At 46.8% G+C, this 18,702-nt stretch carries 18 protein-coding genes, 1 tRNA gene and 1 pseudogene; 4 read left to right on the forward strand and 16 right to left on the reverse strand.

Annotation, left to right across the window (positions count from 1 at the left end; genetic code table 11):
- Positions 1-5: 5 nt before the first annotated feature.
- From MHH52_RS21545 to MHH52_RS21560, 4 genes are all read right to left on the reverse strand, one after another.
- Positions 6-659, reverse strand: coding sequence for a hypothetical protein (locus tag MHH52_RS21545; RefSeq protein ID WP_340004377.1), 654 nt, complete (start codon positions 657-659; stop codon positions 6-8).
- Between the two features lie 244 nt (positions 660-903).
- On the reverse strand, positions 904-3,285 hold the full coding sequence (locus tag MHH52_RS21550) for a glycoside hydrolase family 95 protein (protein WP_340004379.1): 2,382 nt from the start codon (positions 3,283-3,285) through the stop codon (positions 904-906).
- Positions 3,286-3,297: 12 nt separating this feature from the next.
- Entirely contained in the window at positions 3,298-5,025 is a 1,728-nt protein-coding gene (locus tag MHH52_RS21555) for a right-handed parallel beta-helix repeat-containing protein (protein WP_340004380.1), read from the reverse strand.
- A gap of 58 nt (positions 5,026-5,083) precedes the next feature.
- Positions 5,084-6,013, reverse strand: coding sequence for an SGNH/GDSL hydrolase family protein (locus MHH52_RS21560; protein ID WP_340004381.1), 930 nt, complete (start codon positions 6,011-6,013; stop codon positions 5,084-5,086).
- A gap of 257 nt (positions 6,014-6,270) precedes the next feature.
- Between MHH52_RS21560 and MHH52_RS21565 the strand changes: the two genes are divergently transcribed.
- A complete protein-coding gene (locus tag MHH52_RS21565) occupies positions 6,271-7,113 on the forward strand; it encodes a DNA-binding protein (protein WP_340004382.1) in 843 nt (280 codons plus the stop codon).
- 225 nt (positions 7,114-7,338) lie between these two features.
- On the opposite strand, the gene MHH52_RS21570 is transcribed toward MHH52_RS21565, so the two are convergent.
- The 7 genes from MHH52_RS21570 to dcuS all read right to left on the reverse strand — a co-directional run bounded on the left by MHH52_RS21570 (position 7,339) and on the right by dcuS (position 13,605).
- Entirely contained in the window at positions 7,339-7,491 is a 153-nt protein-coding gene (locus MHH52_RS21570) for a hypothetical protein (RefSeq protein WP_340004383.1), read from the reverse strand.
- A 463-nt stretch (positions 7,492-7,954) separates the two neighbouring features.
- Complete coding sequence (locus MHH52_RS21575) at positions 7,955-8,164, reverse strand: PEP/pyruvate-binding domain-containing protein (protein WP_340004384.1); 210 nt, start codon at positions 8,162-8,164, stop codon at positions 7,955-7,957.
- 61 nt (positions 8,165-8,225) lie between these two features.
- Positions 8,226-9,650, reverse strand: coding sequence for an NADP-dependent malic enzyme (locus tag MHH52_RS21580; protein WP_340004385.1), 1,425 nt, complete (start codon positions 9,648-9,650; stop codon positions 8,226-8,228).
- Positions 9,651-9,693: 43 nt separating this feature from the next.
- Positions 9,694-11,049 (reverse strand): 2-hydroxycarboxylate transporter family protein, encoded by a 1,356-nt coding sequence (locus MHH52_RS21585; RefSeq protein ID WP_340004386.1) that lies wholly within the window; start codon positions 11,047-11,049, stop codon positions 9,694-9,696.
- A 35-nt stretch (positions 11,050-11,084) separates the two neighbouring features.
- Positions 11,085-11,291, reverse strand: coding sequence for a hypothetical protein (locus tag MHH52_RS21590; protein WP_340004387.1), 207 nt, complete (start codon positions 11,289-11,291; stop codon positions 11,085-11,087).
- On the reverse strand, positions 11,288-11,995 hold the full coding sequence (locus MHH52_RS21595; RefSeq protein ID WP_313640993.1) for a response regulator: 708 nt from the start codon (positions 11,993-11,995) through the stop codon (positions 11,288-11,290). Before MHH52_RS21595 ends, MHH52_RS21590 begins: the two co-directional genes overlap by 4 nt.
- A 2-nt stretch (positions 11,996-11,997) precedes the next feature.
- The gene (gene dcuS / locus MHH52_RS21600; protein ID WP_340004388.1) at positions 11,998-13,605 is read right to left on the reverse strand and encodes a DcuS/MalK family sensor histidine kinase; all 1,608 of its coding nucleotides are present in this window, start codon (positions 13,603-13,605) and stop codon (positions 11,998-12,000) included.
- Between the two features lie 1,015 nt (positions 13,606-14,620).
- Between dcuS and MHH52_RS21605 the strand changes: the two genes are divergently transcribed.
- Entirely contained in the window at positions 14,621-14,878 is a 258-nt protein-coding gene (locus MHH52_RS21605) for a PAS domain S-box protein (RefSeq protein WP_340004389.1), read from the forward strand.
- The gene (locus tag MHH52_RS21610) at positions 14,853-15,035 is read left to right on the forward strand and encodes a PAS domain S-box protein (RefSeq protein ID WP_340004390.1); all 183 of its coding nucleotides are present in this window, start codon (positions 14,853-14,855) and stop codon (positions 15,033-15,035) included. Before MHH52_RS21605 ends, MHH52_RS21610 begins: the two co-directional genes overlap by 26 nt.
- 146 nt (positions 15,036-15,181) lie before the next feature.
- Here the strand turns inward: MHH52_RS21610 and MHH52_RS21615 are convergent.
- Both MHH52_RS21615 and MHH52_RS21620 read right to left on the reverse strand, forming a co-directional pair.
- Positions 15,182-15,916: pseudogene (locus MHH52_RS21615) on the reverse strand (sucrose phosphorylase); the annotation flags it as partial.
- Between the two features lie 144 nt (positions 15,917-16,060).
- The gene (locus MHH52_RS21620; RefSeq protein ID WP_340004391.1) at positions 16,061-16,483 is read right to left on the reverse strand and encodes a hypothetical protein; all 423 of its coding nucleotides are present in this window, start codon (positions 16,481-16,483) and stop codon (positions 16,061-16,063) included.
- 95 nt (positions 16,484-16,578) lie between these two features.
- On the opposite strand from MHH52_RS21620, the gene MHH52_RS21625 reads away from it, so the two are divergent.
- Positions 16,579-16,701, forward strand: a complete 123-nt coding sequence (locus tag MHH52_RS21625; protein WP_340004392.1) for a hypothetical protein — start codon at positions 16,579-16,581, stop codon at positions 16,699-16,701.
- A gap of 253 nt (positions 16,702-16,954) precedes the next feature.
- Here MHH52_RS21625 and MHH52_RS21630 read toward each other — a convergent pair.
- From MHH52_RS21630 to MHH52_RS21640, 3 genes are all read right to left on the reverse strand, one after another.
- A tRNA-Leu gene (locus tag MHH52_RS21630) sits at positions 16,955-17,040 on the reverse strand.
- A gap of 160 nt (positions 17,041-17,200) precedes the next feature.
- Complete coding sequence (locus tag MHH52_RS21635; RefSeq protein ID WP_340004393.1) at positions 17,201-17,683, reverse strand: hypothetical protein; 483 nt, start codon at positions 17,681-17,683, stop codon at positions 17,201-17,203.
- 77 nt (positions 17,684-17,760) lie between these two features.
- The gene (locus tag MHH52_RS21640; protein WP_340004394.1) at positions 17,761-18,447 is read right to left on the reverse strand and encodes a M15 family metallopeptidase; all 687 of its coding nucleotides are present in this window, start codon (positions 18,445-18,447) and stop codon (positions 17,761-17,763) included.
- Between the last annotated feature and the right edge of the window lie 255 nt (positions 18,448-18,702).

Consider the following 18,702-nt stretch of genomic DNA (forward strand, 5'->3'; position numbering starts at 1 on the left):
AAATCCTACGAATATAAGTGGTGACTCCGCTCGCTTTTGATACGAATACCCGTTTTCCACACCTTGTGAGTAATGGAACCCATAATAATCCCACGCCGGCTTTCTGGTGCGAATATTGCTGTTACCTCATAGCTTTCCGTATCCATCGGCGGCTTCACTACTGTATATCTGACCCATTTGTCGTTGTCATACGGCACACGAAGTATGCTTGGTTCATCCGGTTGGGCTGATTCCCCGCCAAGTGACACCGATTTGGTCTGAATGACCGCCATGCGGTTCGCCTTGATCTCCTCGTCGCTTGCGATTACGATTTGCATCAACACAAACGATGAAGATTCATAAATATAGAAATACTGCTCAAGCTGTGGCAGCAGGGACGATTCGTGCAAAATGACTACATGAACACCTTTTCCAAAGCCTTCACGAACTACTACTTCCTGTGACTTCAGTTTGTGGCTCTGATAATGTTCAGTGTTATATTCTCGGCCCTGCCAGCGGAATGCGCTGTGAATCCCCTTTACATGAGAAGTATTTCCGCCGACAACGGATGCTTCACCCGTCTCGAGATCAATCTCTAGATTCACCTCATCATTGGTTACACGGATAAGAGATGCTGTGTCCGTGTTCACTTTTACCGTTGTAGCACTATCAGTTAGCATGATTTGCCTCCTTGTTACTGCATTTTGGACCTTGAAGGCTGCTTCCTCTGTACCTGTGTCCCCCAAGTATGCCCTCATTATAAAGATCAGATAAAGCGTTTTCTATACAACGATCTACCGATCCATACCGCGATCTAACACATCTTATACAGACCCTATTACTCACACTGGTATATATAAAAAACAGCAGCAGGGCCTGTCATTCAGGTCCCTGCTGCTATCAGTATTCGTATAAAACTGACTATTACTGCTCACCAATCATAAGCTTGTAGGTCTGGCCGGCGGTAGTAGGAAAGCTCACCATTCCATCTACGGAACGGTCATACTTCATCTCGTGGTCACCATTACTCACCATGAGCTTAGCATCGGTGCCGATCACACAATCATTACCCAGTAACGAGCTAATCTGAGCTTCCACGAGATGCCCTTTATCCCACTGAATGCTAACTTCAAAGCCGCCGCGGGCACGCAGCCCCGCTACACTTCCCTCCTGCCATTCATCTGGAAGTGCGGGCAGCAGTTCGAGATAGCCGCGGTGAGATTGCAGTAACATCTCAGCAATTCCGGCAGAAGCGGCGAAGTTACCGTCAATTTGGAACGGTGGATGTGCGCCAAGCAGATTGGCATAAACGCCGCCGTGACTATACTGTTCTGACTCCCCGTCCTTCACCAGCCGCAGCATATTTGAGAGCAGACGTAGTGAGCGGTTGCCATCCCCGAAGCGACTCCATAGGGCAACTCTCCAGCCCAGACTCCAGCCTGTGCTCTCGTCCCCGCGCCGTTCAAGCGATGTTCTTGCCGCAGCGAACAGCTCAGGGGTCTCTTCTTCCGACAACTGCCGGCCTGGATAGATGCCGACCAGATGCGAAGTATGTCTGTGATACATATCCTCATCCTCAAAGTCTATGGACCATTCCTGCAGTTGTCCGTACTTGCCAATCTGCAGAGGCAAGAGACGTTCACGGGCACTCGCCAGTTCTTCACGCAAAGCCTCATCCGTTCCAAGCGTTACAGATGCCTCGATACAATTCGTGAACAGCTCCCAGATGAGTGAAATATCCATAGTGGAACCAGGGCTGACCGCGGATACACCCTTCGCTGTCCGGAATTTATGCTCCGGGGAAGTGGACGGGGAAGTCACAAGTCTACCGTTGCTATCGTCAATAAGCCAGTCCAGTGCGAACAGAGCCGCCTCCTTCATCACGGGATAAGCTGAAGTCCGTAAATATTCTTCATCTCCGCCAAAAGCATAATGCTCCCAGAGATGCTGTGTCAGCCAAATGCCACCCATCGGCCAATACGCCCAGCTTGGGTCTCCGTCACCGTAGTCACCAACCGGTGCTGTTTGTGCCCAAAGATCTGAGTTGTGATGAGCCACCCAGCCTCGGGTGCCATAATTAACCCGAGCGGTCTCCGCACCTTTCTTGGCCATATTACCGACCAAATCCAATAGCGGCTCATGACATTCTGCCAGATTACAAATTTCAGCTGGCCAATAGTTCATCTCTGTATTGATGTTCAGTGTATAGTTGCTGCTCCATGGCGGACGGGTAACCGCATTCCATATTCCCTGAAGATTGGCAGCTTGCGTTCCGGGACGCGAGCTTGAGATCAGCAAATAGCGCCCATAATGAAAGAGCAGTTCGACAAGACCAGGATCTTGTGCCGAGTAAGTCGTAATTCGCTGCTCCGTGGATATCGCCTCCGGGGCTAGCGACTTACCCAGCTTAAGCTTCACCCGATCAAAAAGTGATCGGTAATCGGCAATATGCGCTTGAAGCAGGCTATCATAAGACTTGCCTTTCCCATCTGTCAAGAAAGAAGCAGCAATAGCCGAAGCATCTCGCCCGTCAACTCCCGGGATTTTGTCATGACCGTTAAAGCCTGTAGCCGCACTGAAATAAAAGGTTGCCGTCGTCGCTCCCAGTAGATGAATCCCACTGCCGTCAACTGTTACTTCACCGTCTTCCGCCGTTACGGAGAGTTGACCTTCGAAGGCCATTCCCTTGCTGTCCCCTGGTTCTCCGTATCTGATGGGATCGTCGCTCCCGAAATAACTCGGATCTACATGCTCCGGCGCAGTACCCGACAGTTCAAAGCTGTCGCCTTGCGAGCGAAGACTGTGCCGAAGAGGACTGTCCAAAGAAGCATGCACATTCAGCGCCCCCTGCGCACTTGAGGTCAAACGCAGCACGAGCAGCTGATCAGGATGTGAAGCGAACATCTCACGGGTGTAAGTAACATTGCCAATCCGATATTCAATGCGGTGAATCGCATTTTCCACATCAAGTGTACGCTGATAGGAATGATAAATACCGCCATGCTCAAAACGAAGTAGTAGATCTCCAAAAGGCAGATACGATTGGGTGTACGGACCCAACATTTCTCTGGTCATGGTGTCCGCATCTTCATAGCGGCCTTCCTGAATCAGCTTTCGGACTTTTGGTAGAGCTTCCTTGGCACCAGGATTGTTCCCATCCTTTGGAAATCCTGACCAAAGTGTATCTTCGTTTAGACTGATTTTCTCCTGTTCCACACCACCGAAGATCATACCACCCAGACGGCCATTCCCGATCGGAAGCCCTTCGCTCCATACGCTTGCTGGCTTGTCATATTGAAGTTTCATTGGGTCTCTCCCTCACTCTCTGTTATGAAATAAATTATTGATAATTTCGACCTCGCTGCAGGCAGTTAAACACATCGCATCCTCAAGACTGGAATGACGACCCGTGCTTTCCTCACCAATGACCATTTCGTTAGCACTGAAGACCAGTCCACGGGTACTCTTGGCACTAAGGACTAACGCTTCACTAGTCTCAATCCTGTTATTCTTAATTACAATTCCCCTATGTACGGGAGCGCTCTCATCAACCTCTGTGTTCTCTGGCGAAATTAAAATAACGGGATCTTCAAGACGACCACACTCTATAAAACGGTTCCCAGTGATCGTCACATCCTCCACCTTGCCAGACTCATACCAAGACTCCGCATCCAGAGCAATCAGAATCGCACTCATTTGCATCCGTTCAAAAACATTCTCCTTAATCTCTACTTTACGCCGGGTTGTCACAAGGATGCCACGGGTCGGTACCCGTGCGAGGTGATTATTCACGACTTCAACCTCTGGTGTCCAGGTTACATTCTCGATCACATCATGGCTGCCAATCCCTTCAGGAATCGGCTGTGCTAGGGTCAGCATAAGCTCACGCGGGTTTATACGCTTAACCTCTACCACTTCGTTAGCCGCATAGGTAGTCAGAGAGCCAGAACGAACAAATTCAATTTCGTCTCCCGGATAGAAGGCCAGAAAACCGTAGGTCTGCGGATGCATGAAGCGAACTTTCACCGTATTTGCCGATGTCTGCTCCACGATCCGTAGATAGGTACCATGGACATTGACGACATCATCATGTGAACCGGCAAAACGGCTGTCCGCAACGGTAATTTTGCCTCGGCAGCTGGACATGTGGATGAAATCCGCAAAGCCAGTAACCGTTCGGCCGGTTTCCAGGCGCGGTGAAATATCCATGCGTTGAAAGGTGAGATTGTCGCTGAACTGTCCTACAACACCAAGTCCGTGTAAAAAATGCAGCCCCACATTGCTGAAGGTGATGTTAGAGCTTCCCACAATGAAGACACCTACCTGATCGCGAATACCATCACGGCTTTGCAGGACATGCCCGGCGACAACCTCAGGTTGATGATCAAAATGCAAGCGGAGCTTCATCGGCTCTAGCTCTTCAACAGACTCAGCCAGCTCCGACCAGTTGTCCATCCGCCAAGTCGTATTGCGTAGTGGGTCATAGGTCTGCATCGGTCCTTCCGAGAAGCTCCAGCCCTCACCGATCCAGAACAACTTGCCATCCCTGATCTCATAACGCGAATCGGGGTGAACCTGGACATCGAAATAATGAGTACCGCTTTCAGTAATCGTCATCTCTGTCACAGTCGGCCGAGCGTAGTCGGTATGTAAATTGCGAATCTCTATATTTTTGCATCCATCCAGCAAGAACATAGTCTGCTTGCCATGGAAGATAAATAGAGATCCATTACCCTCAAACGTTAAATTGTGCATCCCCTTTAGTAGAATTCCTATAGTCTTGGTGACATCAGGATTCTCTTCTTCACTGGTAGTGTTGGTGATGTAGTAGGGTTTCCGGATCGCCTCTTCTGGATAGAAATGATAGCAGCCCTTCGGACAATCCAGCAGGACGAGTCCAGTTATTTCAGCGGCAGCCTGAATGGCTCTTGTCATGGCCGGCTGAGCATCCAAGCCGGAATCCGGCAGAACACCATAATCAGTCAGGCGGATTACGATAGGAGAAGAATCGACGCTGTGCTCTGTAAAAGAAATGATCAACACCATCTTTCTTAGTATTGTAAACGCTTAATAAGAGGCAGTATAATCCCCTTGGCTAAAATAATCAATTGTACATCAGCTTCAGAATGCGCAGACTGGTGCCTTTACTCTGTTCATCCTTATCCCCTGTAATTCGCACAGTTACTTGCAATTCCAGACGTTGTTCCTGGATTCCGAACATAGCAATAATAGGCCGAAACGCAAGCGGACACCATTCGTCGAATAAGTTAATTGCACTAAAGGGACCGCCATTAAGCGAATATATCCCACTATCCGGGCCGTATAGCAGCAGACCTACACTCTGTCCGGTTACTGTGTAAGAAAAAGATGCCTCTCTGCTGTCTGTAAATAAGTGCTCCGTTCCAAATCGCCAGTTCATTAGCGGATCTTCAGGGGTAAGCTCGCGTAGCTCAAACCCATCTGCATGATCAGCGCCTCTGAAATCCAGTAAGTTACCATATTCATAATTCCGCTCCTCCAGAGGAGGAATACTTAAAGCACTTCCGCTAATCGAACATGTGTTGTCAGGAACAAGAGCTGTATCCAAATACTCCTGTAAAAAAGAAGCATACAGCGCATGACCGTCATCATTGGGATGATATCCATCCGGAGCCAGCTCGGTCCATTCCATTTGTCCCGCCTGGGTCTGTGCATAGACTCTAGCTACAAAATTAACAGATGGAAGATCATAATGCTTGGCTACTTCTTCGTGGACAGCAATGTTAAAGGGGTTGCTCCCTGACAGATTCTTCTCTGCTGCCGTGTACAAGAAGCAAATGTCAGTGCCGGGCGACAACCGTCTGCACTGCCGCACAATTCCTTCCATGCCTCTAATCGATTCTTCCCGGTCGCTGCCGTTATTGACACTAAATTCAACGAATAGTAAATCAATCTTGCCGTTTTCCAGGACATGAGCTTGTAATCGGTGGGTGCCCAGCGTGCGCTTTCTTTCGGGAAGATCATAATTGAATATGGATTTCCAAGATAGGTACATTTCGGTATTTTACGTACAAATAACCCAAAAACAGAGGGGGCAAATAAACAGCATAACAAACATAATTCCCTCGATTCTATGGAACCTAGTGAAAACACTGTACCCTGGTTATATTTGGACAATCATAAAACAAACTCTTGTTTCCTTGTTCCAGTGATGAAAATCACTTACTATATTGGTAAAATAAAGAATATTTTAAAGATACAAACGACGCAGTAATAACCGATGAATGATATGCTGAAGAAAGGAAGATCGCATTGAAATTGGATTTGGATGGATTAAATGCTGATTCCTTAACGTGTATGCTTAAGGCATCTTTTTCATTGGAAAATTGGGATGCTATGATTGAAATTGCAGACACGTTGATCACACAGATTGCAATCATATATGAGACAAGCAGTAACACAATAAGAGAACAAAAACTGAAGCGGAGTATTCCCTATTATTTTGGATTTAGCTTATGTTCAAAAGGAATCGCACTGCAAAAGCTCGGAAAGTATCCTGAAGCTAGAATGTGTATTTTAGAATATTCTAAATTAGGCTGGATCAAAGGGTTAAATGAAGAAGGAAATAATGAAGTCAAATATTACCGTAATATTGCAAAAGCCAATGCCTACGTGCTCGACCTTCTGGAAGGCAAGACTGGAATCCTAGAGGAGTATGTTGAATTTATTAGAAACAGCGCTAAGGAAGAGTTACTGCCAGGACTAATAACTATCTTGGAATCTTCGATAAAATATAATTATTCCGTAGATTGTATTCTGATAGAATTCGAAATAAACGTTAACGCTATTGTAGAACAAGGAACTAAAGAGAGTATAAGGTATTTTGTGGATTACAAATTCTTGCTGGCGATGTACCACTACAAACAGGAGAATATGTACGATGCAATTAACACAACTCTAGAAACTTTACTATCAAGTATTAAGCTGAAAGATGATACAGGCTTTAAGAAAGCAGCAGCATTATTTGAGATCCTTAGAGACTATGCTAATCAATCACAGCTCCAAGTGCATCACAACATAATGAAAACCATAATAGAGAGGGAGTTTACTAATGAAAAAGAGATTGTTCTTGCTGACCGTCGTAGTCTTGGTTAGTTCCAGCTTAATGATCGCCTCTGCAAGTGCTTCTGCTGTCGAATCGGGTTCCGCAACTTACACCGTTAACAATCACGGAATGGGACATTGATTGAATTTTAATAAAGCGGATTAAAACAAAGGAGTGATTATCCAGTTATTGAGGAGTCACTCCTTTGTTTTTTCAATCAAGAGTGCTTACGTGATTTATCTATCACATGCCAATAATGCGTTACTTCCTCATCCTTATTTCAGATATTTCTCTAAGGTTCTCCGTACGGCTCCTGGACCTGCCAGCATTTCCTGGAACATAGTCTCAATCTTGCCACCTAGGCCAATCTCATACAACGAAACCGAATCCGTCAGCGAGTACCCCTTCGTATCATTTCCTGCACACAAAAATGCAGTCTCAGAATTCTTTTCAGAACTTCGGAGACTGCTTTGTCTTGAATCATACTATTGTTAACTGATCGTTAACCCACCACTTGCATACCCTGCAACATTATTAACAAGTGGCTCCTGCCATTAATATGACAACCTTAAACATCCTTAATCGGCTTAAATCATTCCTTTCAAAACCTGGGACTTGCAGCCGTGCTGCTGGTCAGCTATTCCCGTAAATCAACCTGAATCTCCAGTATTAAAGAGAGTCTTTACATATAGCATTAAATGCAAAAACGAGTACATGTATGAGATATGCACTCGTTTTTCTTACTAGTCATTGTCAGTCTATCTCTCTTGTACCATACACTCCATGATAAGATCTGCGGATTCTTCAATAGATGTGCTGGTAACATCAATATCGTTAAGGCAAATAGCCGGTGTTTACGGATTTGCCAAAGTTCTATAGGAGGTTTGATTCCTAGAACCAACGGCCAGTTGACAATTGCCCCCTTTGCTTGTAATAGCTTTTGCAAGCAAAGGGGGCAATTGTAAATCCCGGCGGAATGGGCAGCCCAAGTGCTGTCATCTCAGCCAGGTTCCCACCCTTTCCTCCCAAAAGCTTGACCATAGAGGCATTTCCTTCTTCAAACAGGTAGACCTGCTTCTCTGTAATTTGTTCAGCCGACATCCTTGTATTCCCTCATCCACAGCAGCTCTTATTTTTGCCGGAACACGTTTCTATTCAGAAATCAGTTCACGCCAATCAGCAGATTTTTTCTAGCTGCGCCGCTTTTGAACGCTGCCTGGGCAACGGCCATGCGGATTCTTTCAACTACCCGCGGATCAAAGGCATCCGGAATGATATATTTCTCATGAAGCTCGGACGGATCAATAACCGAGGAAATCGCCTCTGCTGCCGCAAGCTTCATTTCATCATTAATATCCATGGCTTCACAATCCAGCGCACCCCTGAAAATGCCGGGGAAGCACAGTACATTGTTAATCTGGTTCGGATAATCGGAGCGGCCTGTCGCCATTACTCTTACATGCGGCGCAGCGATAGCGGGATCGATTTCCGGGGTCGGATTCGCCATGGCGAACACGATCGGATCTTTGGCCATATTCAGCACATCATCCAGTTTCAGCACGCCCGGTGCAGATACCCCGATAAAGACATCCGCGCCTTTGATTACATCCGACAGCCCGCCGGTTTCCAGATTGGGATTCGTGATTTGGGCAAATTCACTCCAATGGGTCCGGTCATAGGTCACAAGCCGGTTAATGGCACCTTCACGGTCCACTCCGATCAAGTTCACGGCCCCTGCGTGCAGCAGCATTTTGGAGACGGAGATGCCTGCCGCACCGACACCGTTCACCACGATTTTGACATCCTTGATATTTTTGCCGCATACCTTAAGCGCGTTCAGCAATCCGGCAAGCACAACGATGGCCGTACCATGCTGGTCATCATGAAATACCGGGATATCCAGCTCATTTCGCAGTCTCGTTTCAATCTCGAAACAGCGCGGAGAGGAAATATCTTCAAGATTAATGCCTCCGAATGTAGGTGCGAGCGCCTTCACAATCGCGATAATTTCTTCCGTATCTTTAGTGTCGAGGCAGATGGGCACGGCGTCAACATTCGCGAACTGCTTGAACAGCGCTGCTTTGCCTTCCATTACCGGCATGGCCGCTTTCGGCCCGATATCCCCAAGACCCAGTACAGCGGTCCCATCGGATATGACAGCCACGGTATTTTTCTTCGTCGTCAATTCATAGGCCTGGGCCTGATCCTGTGCAATCGCCTGACAGACCTTTGCCACACCCGGCGTGTATACTTTGGATAAGTCCTCTTTGGTTCGGATCGGATTTTTCAAGGTTGTTTCGAGCTTACCGCCTTTGTGCAGAAGCATGATTTCTTCCAATAATTCCATAATATCTCCTCCATTCAACTGGGTTACCGCTTTTTCAATCCATTTCTGATCCTCAGTATGCTCCACAGAAATTACGACATCGGCACCGGTCAGGTCCGTGCGTAGCTCCTTCAGCTCTGCATTCAGCACCGTACCTTTATAGTTCTCGGCGATGCTCACCAGATTCGCAAGATAATCGCTGTTGCTGCGGTACTGGACACGAAGCGTAAACACATGGGGCTGCCCACTAAGTTGATTCATACTAATCGCCTCCTGCATGATGTTTTGGCATGACTTGTGTTAATCAGCCGCCCCATACAGAGATAAGCAGCGTTGCTGCAACAACCGTAATTGCTCCACCAATACGTGTAGAGATCTGTGCGAAAGGCATCAGTTCCATACGTCCGGATGCTGACAGAATCGCCACATCGCCCGTTCCACCAAGACCGCCGCGGCAGCCGGTTACTATTGCTGCTTCCACAGGGTACATATTGACCCATTTGCCGATAAAATAGCCGGTGAGAATCATCGCGACGATAACAGTAGCGCAAATGATAATATAAGGAATCGAAATTAGGGCAGCCACATCCTCCAGCGGAATGTACAGCATGCCAAGGCCCACCATGAGCGGCCAAGTCAATGTCCCGGAGACTAATTTGTAGAGCTGATAAGCACCCTGCTCAATTTTGGCCGGCAGCAGCTTCAATACTTTCAGCAGTGCGGCTGTAAAGATCATCAGGATCGGACCCGGAATGCCGATGAATGGCGACAGCAAGTGTCCCGTAATGAATAATCCGCAGGCGAACAGCAGCCCAGCGCCCATCAGCAGGAAGTCCGGTTTTTCACTGTCATAGGTGCTTCCGCTCAACTTCTGGCCATCTTTCGATTTCACCAAGACGCCGTTGCCGGTAATTGACGGATTTTTATCGGCCATTTTCTTGAGCAGCCCCGCACCGATAATCGCGAACACATTGCCGATCACCGCCGCCGGAATCATTTGGGCCACATAGGAACCGGATTCGCCGCCGAGAATCTGCGAGAATGCAATGGACAGCGGGAGGATTCCTTCCCCGACACCGCCACCTATAATAGGTACGATAATGTAGAACAAGGTGCGGTGCGCGCTGTAGCCGAGCAGCATGCCGACGCCTAGACCCGCGCCTACCGCAACAATGGTTCCAGCCATCATCGGGATAAAGATGCGGATGAAACCGCTGATTAATGTAGTGCGGTTCATACCAGTAATACTTCCGGCCACCAGAATTGAGATATACAGATAGAGAAAGTTCGACGTCTTCATCAGCGTGTTGACCGATTCGATAACCGAAGCGTCAAGCACATTCCAGAACACCAGAAACGATGGAATCATTAACGAGAGGATTGCCGGGCCTCCGATATTTTTCAGAACCGGAAGCTTGAAACCAAGATCACTGAGCAGCACACCCATAACGATAATCACCGCAAATCCGCCGATCATATCGTTTGGTAGTTCACCGAGTACAGATGCCGCAAATATGATGAGTGCAAATACCACATACAGCGGAAGCGGAATGACACCCACTTTTAAATGCATGACCCGCTGTGCAAAGCCTTGTTTTCCTTGTTTCAGTACATGCTGCTCATCCGGTACTGCAAGTGACGGTTGAATTGCTTTTTGCATGTTATCCTTACCTCCTTAACTCTTTTACAAATTCATCATAGCGCCTTTGAAAGCGCTTTTGTTTTTGTGTAAATAATGAAGAGGTTTTGTAAATTATTAAAGTAAGCGCTGTCAAAAGTAAGGGCTGAAGGCTGTAAAATGCTTGAAATACAACTATAGCCCAGGCGTAATGCCAGGTGAATAATCGGCAAAAAAAAGAAGCCCCGCTGCGATTTCGCAGCAGGAGCTTCCGATCCTGTCAAATGTATTGGGCTATCAGCGTTTTGCCATTGGGGGCGATCCTGTATTTCTGTACCGGCCTGCCCACGCTCCCATAGACAAGATCCATTTCCAGCACCCCCATCTCCGTCAGCCCGACCAGATACTTACCGGCAGAAACCCGGGAAATTCCTGATACAGCCGAAATGTCCTCCGCAGAAAAAAGCTCGCAATCGCAGTTCTCTACCGCTCTCCAGATAGTCTGCAGTGTCTGACGGGTGAATCCCTTGGCCAGCTCCTGTGAAGCTGTCCGTTCCTGCTTGAATCTGGACAGCTTGTCCAGCTCAGACTGGTTCAGCCGTTCCTGGGTGCGGAACAACCGGTTCTGCTCCTTATATCCGTTCAGCGCTGCCCGGAATCTGGAGAACTCGAACGGTTTAATCAAATAGTCCACAGCTCCGTTTTGCAGAGCTTCCTGGATGCTTTCCTTGTCGCTTGCCGCCGAAATGACGATGACATCAATCCTTAAGCCTCTCCGCCGAATCTCGGACAGTAGCTCCAGCCCGTTGCTCTCTTTCATGTAAATATCCAGCAGAATCAGGTCATAGACATTCTCCCTCAGCATGTCCAGTACCTCCTCCGCAGAGCTGGCCCAGCCTTCGGCGCGGAATCCTTCAACCTGCTGCAAGTAAAATTTATTCATCTCCGAAACCATTGGATCATCTTCAACAATAAGTACTTTTATCATAGTTAGTTATCATCACTCTTCACAATATAGGGTAACTGCACAGTAAACTCGGTTCCTTGACCTTCCCGGCTCTCATAGTGAATCGTCCCCTCCAGCTTTGCCACACTCCGGTGCACCAGATACAACCCGATACCCCGGTCCTTGCCTTTGGTAGAATAGCCCTGTTCATACAGGTGATCTCCATTTCCGATAGATATACCTGTACCATTGTCGCTAACCTTGAGTGTAAGCAGATTGTCCTCATGCCGGAATCCAATCTCTATCAGCTTGTTATCTGTACCTTGTACAGCCTCCAGGGCATTATCCAGCAGATTGCCGGCAATAGTGACCAGCTCCCGGGATACTTCGTGATCGGCAGATTCGGGCAGCACACCGTCGTCCAGAATGACCAAACGTACATCTGCCTCCCTGATCCTGCTGAGCTTGCCCAGCAGAAATCCGACCATAACCGGGTCTTTGACCAGTCTGACCACGGAGTCCGCCTCTGTCCGGATACTCTGCACAATATCTGTCAGATATTCTTCCAGCCGGTCGTAGCTGCGCATATTGGTCAGGCCCATGATCACGTGCAGCTTGTTCTTAAATTCATGAGTCTGGGCACGCAGCGCCTCCGCATACAGTGATATCCCCGAAAGCCGCTCCATCAGTAGACTGACTTCGGTCTTGTCCCGAAAAGTGGCAATGGCTCCTTCGATGATTCCGTTCACCCTTACCGGAACCACATTCACCAGCAGCGTGATGCCGCTCTGCTCCACTTCCTTATCCAGCAAAGGCTCACCGTTATCCAGCACTTTCTCCATCCGCAGGAGAGGCCAGAATTGATCCACCTTCGTGTTAAGCGGGTCCTGGCTTATTCCGACGCTGCCCATCAACCTTCGTGCCTCAGCATTAACTAAGGTGATACGGGATTCTTTGTCTACTGCCAATATCCCTTCCTTGGTGGATTGAAGCATGGCGCTCCGCTCCTCCAGCAATTTAGCGATTTCCCCCGGCTCCATACCGAACATCATCCGCTTGATTTTGCGTGCCAGCAGCACAGCCCCGGCGATACCTATAAGTCCGCCAACCAATATACCCGAGTAGATGATCCAATGATTCTGCTTTACGGCTGACTGGACGCTGCCGAGCGATATTCCCACGGCCACTGCACCGATCAGCTTGCGATCTGGTCCGAATACAGGCGAAAACGCTCTCACGGAATAGCCCAATGAACCTTGAGCAACGGATATTTTCTCCTTGCCATGCAATGCATCCGTCTCATCCCCTCCCATGAAATGCTTGCCGATCAGAGCAGCATCGGGGTGGGAACGGCGAATCCCCTGCATGTCCATAATAACCACAAACTGGACGTTATTAATGGCGCTAATTTCGGTTGCGTAATCCTGAATGCTGCCGGAATCCGCATTTCCCATCAGACCGTCAATAACAACCGGCGTGCGCGAAACGGTGCGGGCAATGGTGATGGCCTTGTTCTCCAGCGATTCCTGGGCTTGCCGGGAGAACTTCATACCAAACATCATATACACGATCAGCAGGACGAGGACGACGATCAAGCAGATCATCAGGGTGATTGTTGTCTGAAGGCGCAATCTCATTTTTCCAATTCTCACAGTGCTCCACCTTCAAGAAATTTTTCTAGATTATAACGCAAAAGCTCTGATAGCGCGATAGTCCAAGTTCTAAAATCTATTAGGATCATCTCACTTGAATGAATATTTTCATAGAATATCCACATAAAGCAATGATTGCATGATCGGCGCATGGATGTAACCACCACGGCGCTTAACCTAGTCTGTTGGATTAATCACATGACGGGTCAGCCTGTTATCTAGAATCGAATACCAGCAATCATCTAGCCCATATCATTCAGTTATTCAAGCCGGAGCAATCAGTAAATGCTTATGTAGTGGAAGGTTCCGATTTTTATTTTACGAAAGAGTTAAATCGAGACTATAACTTCATCGTCGTTGACTGCGGAATGCTTAGAGAGAAAATAATACAAAAGGACTTTATGCATGCAGACATTCGCTTGCTCTACAGCTCAGAAATGCCCTACAAATTGGTAGGATTCTACCGAGCTACGGAACGCTGTATGGATCTTTCTATAAAAGCATTACGAATGTTTGTACCGGAAAATATTAAGCCCTAACTCTTAAAGACGATAAGTCAGGACATCATTTATTGTAACAGCACTCATGATCTGTTTGTTGCACATACGAATGGAGATATTTTTAGAACATTACTAAATTCAAAAATTAAGAACTGACAAAAACAAGATCAAAACTAATGAATTATAATTCCCTCTACCATTTCTTTAATTATCTTTCTCAAAAAAACAACCCTTTATCCCCATAAGCATAGTATAATAGGCATAATTTCTCCTCAACCTGCTATTTCGCAGTATATTGACCAATATTGGCGCCGTCGGCTCCTCTCTCTGCTCCTAAGCTTAACCCTCATTTCCTTCGTATCATTACTGCTGCGACCTACCATAGATACACTTACTTATTTGGCACTCATTTGTTCCGGGGGCCTGTTTTCGGCTAAACTGATTGCATTTTTTACTTACTCCAATCAGCTTCGCAAGAGCTGGAGAACAGTGAGAGAAGGTACCGCTCTCTGCATATGCTTCAAGAAGCCATTTTCCAGTCATCTGTAAGCACGATAATCACTGTTTTTGATCCTAAAGGAAGAATTACTCATATGAACAAGGCTGCGGAAACGATTCTTGGGTATCAAGCAGAAAATCTAATCGGCCGGGAAACACCTCTGATTTTTCATGACCCTGTGGAAGTGGCTGCCTATGACGAAGAGTTGTCCATTATAAATGGCAAACGACGCGTTCTTTTATTGTGCGATGGAAGAGCCCTCGGAGGGACGTGAATGGTCGTATATCCGAAAAGACAGCTCCCGCTTGACGATTTCGCTTATCGTTTCACCGCTTTGGTTGGACGGAGAAATTACCGGCTTCATAGGTACGGCCACAGATATTACAGAGAGGAGAAAACTGGAGAACACGCTGCAGCAGCTGTCCTTATAGGATGGGCTTACAGGGTCGTCATGAAGCCAATCAATCCGGGTTTCCACTCATTAGCCTGTCCCAGTCTTCTCCGTTCTGATATCACCACACGAATCAACTACAATGGTTTCAATAACTTCTTAAACTTTCATTCCTTTACTCCTCCATCAGATGATATATTCAATTATTTTGCCGTTATTATCGGAGTAAGAGATGGTCGACCGCATGGTCTGGAGATCAACGAACAGGTCACAGCGTTTGTCCTCATTCTCCCAACGCAGTCGCACTTCCTCTTTAGACGAATCCAGAACTGTGAACAGCCCGTTAAACGCCTCATAATCGTTGCGGAATCGGATCAATTTCAAAAGCCTCTGTACTACTTCAGTTTGCAGAGACTTTTCTATCTCTTCCAGCGTGTAGTTATGGCGATTAATTTCACGACCCTCGCCTGTTTCTCTTACTCGCTCCTCGTCGTTCTCTCCGGCTAGCAACCCGACGTAATAAACCTGAGGAATGCCAGGTGTAAAAAATTGGATTGCCCTCGCAGCTAAATAGACGTCATCTTCGCGGTTCAGTACCGAGTAAAACGAGCATCGGATCTGATGAACATCGAAGCCATCTTCACCTTTATGGTCAACGGACAGGATTAAGCTGAGGTTCGAACCTCTCTCCAGACAGATGTCAACGAGTTTTCTGGCCTCTTGGGTATTAATCAGGTCGTCCAAATCCGGTGTGATTGGGATACCGTCGTGGCAATCAAGCATTGTGAACTGCTTGGCAGGGCGATTACGCAGATAGTCGATAAGAGCTTCACTGGATCTGTTGACCAAAGTATCGAGAATTCGGTATGGCAGAATAAAATCATAGATCCAATAACCATGTTCAGCCCGGTATAGCTTGTAAGCGTCTAGGTCGATTCGGGAACCCAGGCCATGATTCTGGCAATATCACCGGTAGTTTTATTCACGCCCGATGATTTGCTCATTGTTGCTCCGTTTCCTGGATTCGGCCCGATTTCAATGCCTCATGCTCCATATGAAATTTAATTAAACGAAAAAATATCCGATTACAGGACCCATAAAAATAACCAAATATATAAGTGTAATCCATGGCTGATAATGAATATAGAATTCTTTGAAAGAAAGACTCCAAGGGTGCTTAATGACCACCCAGCCCAAAACATCAAATATAATGCAAACTCCGGCCCATATTGCCCCCGTAATAAGGGCTTCTTCAAGGTTGGGTACAGATAACCCCCGCATATATAGCCAACCAAATATAGAAAACAGAATGACATTATAAAGAGGATGCCAAGGCTTTGTTTTTTCATATCCCTCCCCCATGCCTTTTTCGTCCATTGGACTCATTTTTAACACATAAATATTAAATACGGTATGTAAAACTCCAATAATAGTCACTATAAAATAGCAAATCCATAACCATAACATCGACATTGCAAAATCCTGCATAACTACCTCCTTTTATTCAATGAGACATCTTCTGAACTACTCACCACCTTTTAGCACCCAGCGCCAATGCAATTGCTGCTTTTCCGGCTATGGAAATGAGACCATTCAAAACCGAGGTGTTGTTTGAATTGAAAACATCATATCTGACTCCGCTCAAGTTTGTGCTTGATAATACGATGGCTATTATGCTTCCAGCCGGACTGTATCCAACCTGGTAACTCTTATAAATATGCGCTTGCATTGGATCTGATGAATTCAAATCATTGTACACGCCCTTTTCTCGGAACCGAAAGAAACGAGTACGAAAAGGAAAAATTGCATATTGTTGGCATCCGCTCCTTTGACGGAAACGAGGTAAAGAGGCTGCCGTTATAAAACCAGAATGAACCGGCGTTAGCAAAATACCAGCAAACCCGCTTAAAAACAAACAAGGGTTCCAGCTCAAATGAGCTGAAACCCTTGTTTTACTAGTGCCGAGGACGGGGGTCGAACCCGTACGGTACTCACGTACCGCAGGATTTTAAGTCCTGTGCGTCTGCCTGTTCCGCCACCCCGGCATATTATGTGTTGAAGCTTCATACGTTGTTTACGTATAACGCGACAAGAAATATAATATCATGAATATCGATAACGCGCAATCCCTTTTCGAAAAATTATTTATCACATTAAAAATAACCCGTTCCAGCGTGTGCCGACACGGGTTATTAGGCATGTCGATTATCTGCGTTCGTCACTTCTGCTTCTCATTCCGACGAGGCCCAAGAGTCCAAACAATCCGAGCCAGCCCCAATTAGATCCTCTGCTGGTTGTCGCAGTATTCGTAGTTGTGCTGGTTGCCCGATATCTACCGTCCGTTTTAGTGTTGGATAGTGGAGATACCGTATTTCTGTTGTAGTTATCCCGGGTGTAGTTTTCATTGTAGTTATTGGTGTTATAGGAGTTTGGCCTATAATTTTCCCCTGTGCGAATCTTATCTTTCATAATGCTCTCATGCTGATTCATCGTTCCCGTGGTGCCGTTCATTAGATTGCCTTCCGTATTCATCATCCGAGTGTTATTCACGGTACCATCCATGCCCGTATTCGCATTTGGGATACCGCCTAAAGCTGCTGACCCGATTGGATTAGATGCGTAACTAGCTCCCATTACACTCATCGACAGTACAGTGCAGCACGCAAGGCTTGTTATCAGCTTGTTCATAGCGTTATGCCTCCCTTTATGGTTAGGTTATCATTGATAATTTCCCCTTGGGTGGCACGGTCTATACATGAATTCCTCTACTCTTTTACCACATTCACCGTCTTGCTCGCAGCATCATACGTAACCTTTGCTCCAAGCGCCTCAGCCAGAGCCCGCACGGGTACGTAAGTTATGCCAGTATCTAAAACGCCATCAGTAAGTTTACTGCCGTTTAAGGTTATCGTCACTTTAACGTCTTTATTCACCTGCTCATCCTCCCCGGTAATTCTTTTTAAAGCTTCATTGACCTGATCCGTCGTAGGACGCTTACCTGCCCGAAGTTGATTTGTGGTTAAGCCGAAGGCCATCTGCAGATGGGGATAATCTTTAAAAGACGTCCAGTCCCCTCCCCATTCTAATCCGAGCCGCTTGGCCACCTGTACAACCTCTTGCCAGTCCTCTATCTTATCTTTATTACCATCACGGTTCATATTCCAGGAAAGACTCTTGCCATCCGGCAGCAAAAGCGCAAAGTCAAACGCAAGGCCATAATTGTGATAGCTGGTTCCACCTTTGGCGTTGGTAACTATAGGTCCGGGCTTACTTCTTCCCTGCGCATACAATGCATTTTGTTCAGCAATCGACCGTAATCCCTGAGTAATAACGATAGGTACTCCTTTGGCATAGCTTTGCTGAATCAAAGCATTCGCCCCTGCGGCTAAGACAGGATGAAGCCCGACAAGACGCGCCGCCGATTTATCCCTCACTTGATCCAAAGTCAGCATAGAATCACCCCTTGGTATAATCAATGATCCCGCTTCCCCATTTGCTTGTACTAGTACCCCTGCCTGCATCTGCATACAAGCATAAACGCCTTCAGCGTCCCTATAAGGACGGTAAGCGTTTATGCGAGAAATATAAGGATAATGTATAGCGTGAAACTTATACTTTCTTATATTTTAAAAAAAAGACCCCGGTATCCCCGAGATCTAACCTGAAAAGTACCTATTCACGGCTTCCACACCTTTGGATCATTTCCA

The sequence above is a fragment of the Paenibacillus sp. FSL K6-0276 genome (assembly GCF_037977235.1).
Lineage (GTDB): Bacteria > Bacillota > Bacilli > Paenibacillales > Paenibacillaceae > Paenibacillus_AQ.

Coding starts and splice junctions, on each gene's coding strand:
- MHH52_RS21575 (WP_340004384.1), bottom strand. CDS start 8,164: ATGTCGGCTGAACAAATTACAGAGAAGCAGGTCTACCTGTTTGAAGAA.
- MHH52_RS21585 (WP_340004386.1), bottom strand. CDS start 11,049: ATGCAAAAAGCAATTCAACCGTCACTTGCAGTACCGGATGAGCAGCAT.
- MHH52_RS21560 (WP_340004381.1), bottom strand. CDS start 6,013: ATGTACCTATCTTGGAAATCCATATTCAATTATGATCTTCCCGAAAGA.
- MHH52_RS21620 (WP_340004391.1), bottom strand. CDS start 16,483: ATGCAGGATTTTGCAATGTCGATGTTATGGTTATGGATTTGCTATTTT.
- MHH52_RS21580 (WP_340004385.1), bottom strand. CDS start 9,650: ATGAATCAACTTAGTGGGCAGCCCCATGTGTTTACGCTTCGTGTCCAG.
- MHH52_RS21625 (WP_340004392.1), top strand. CDS start 16,579: ATGAGACCATTCAAAACCGAGGTGTTGTTTGAATTGAAAACATCATAT.
- MHH52_RS21550 (WP_340004379.1), bottom strand. CDS start 3,285: ATGAAACTTCAATATGACAAGCCAGCAAGCGTATGGAGCGAAGGGCTT.
- MHH52_RS21610 (WP_340004390.1), top strand. CDS start 14,853: ATGGAAGAGCCCTCGGAGGGACGTGAATGGTCGTATATCCGAAAAGAC.
- MHH52_RS21595 (WP_313640993.1), bottom strand. CDS start 11,995: ATGATAAAAGTACTTATTGTTGAAGATGATCCAATGGTTTCGGAGATG.
- MHH52_RS21605 (WP_340004389.1), top strand. CDS start 14,621: ATGCTTCAAGAAGCCATTTTCCAGTCATCTGTAAGCACGATAATCACT.
- MHH52_RS21640 (WP_340004394.1), bottom strand. CDS start 18,447: ATGCTGACTTTGGATCAAGTGAGGGATAAATCGGCGGCGCGTCTTGTC.
- MHH52_RS21555 (WP_340004380.1), bottom strand. CDS start 5,025: ATGGTGTTGATCATTTCTTTTACAGAGCACAGCGTCGATTCTTCTCCT.
- MHH52_RS21545 (WP_340004377.1), bottom strand. CDS start 659: ATGCTAACTGATAGTGCTACAACGGTAAAAGTGAACACGGACACAGCA.
- MHH52_RS21635 (WP_340004393.1), bottom strand. CDS start 17,683: ATGAACAAGCTGATAACAAGCCTTGCGTGCTGCACTGTACTGTCGATG.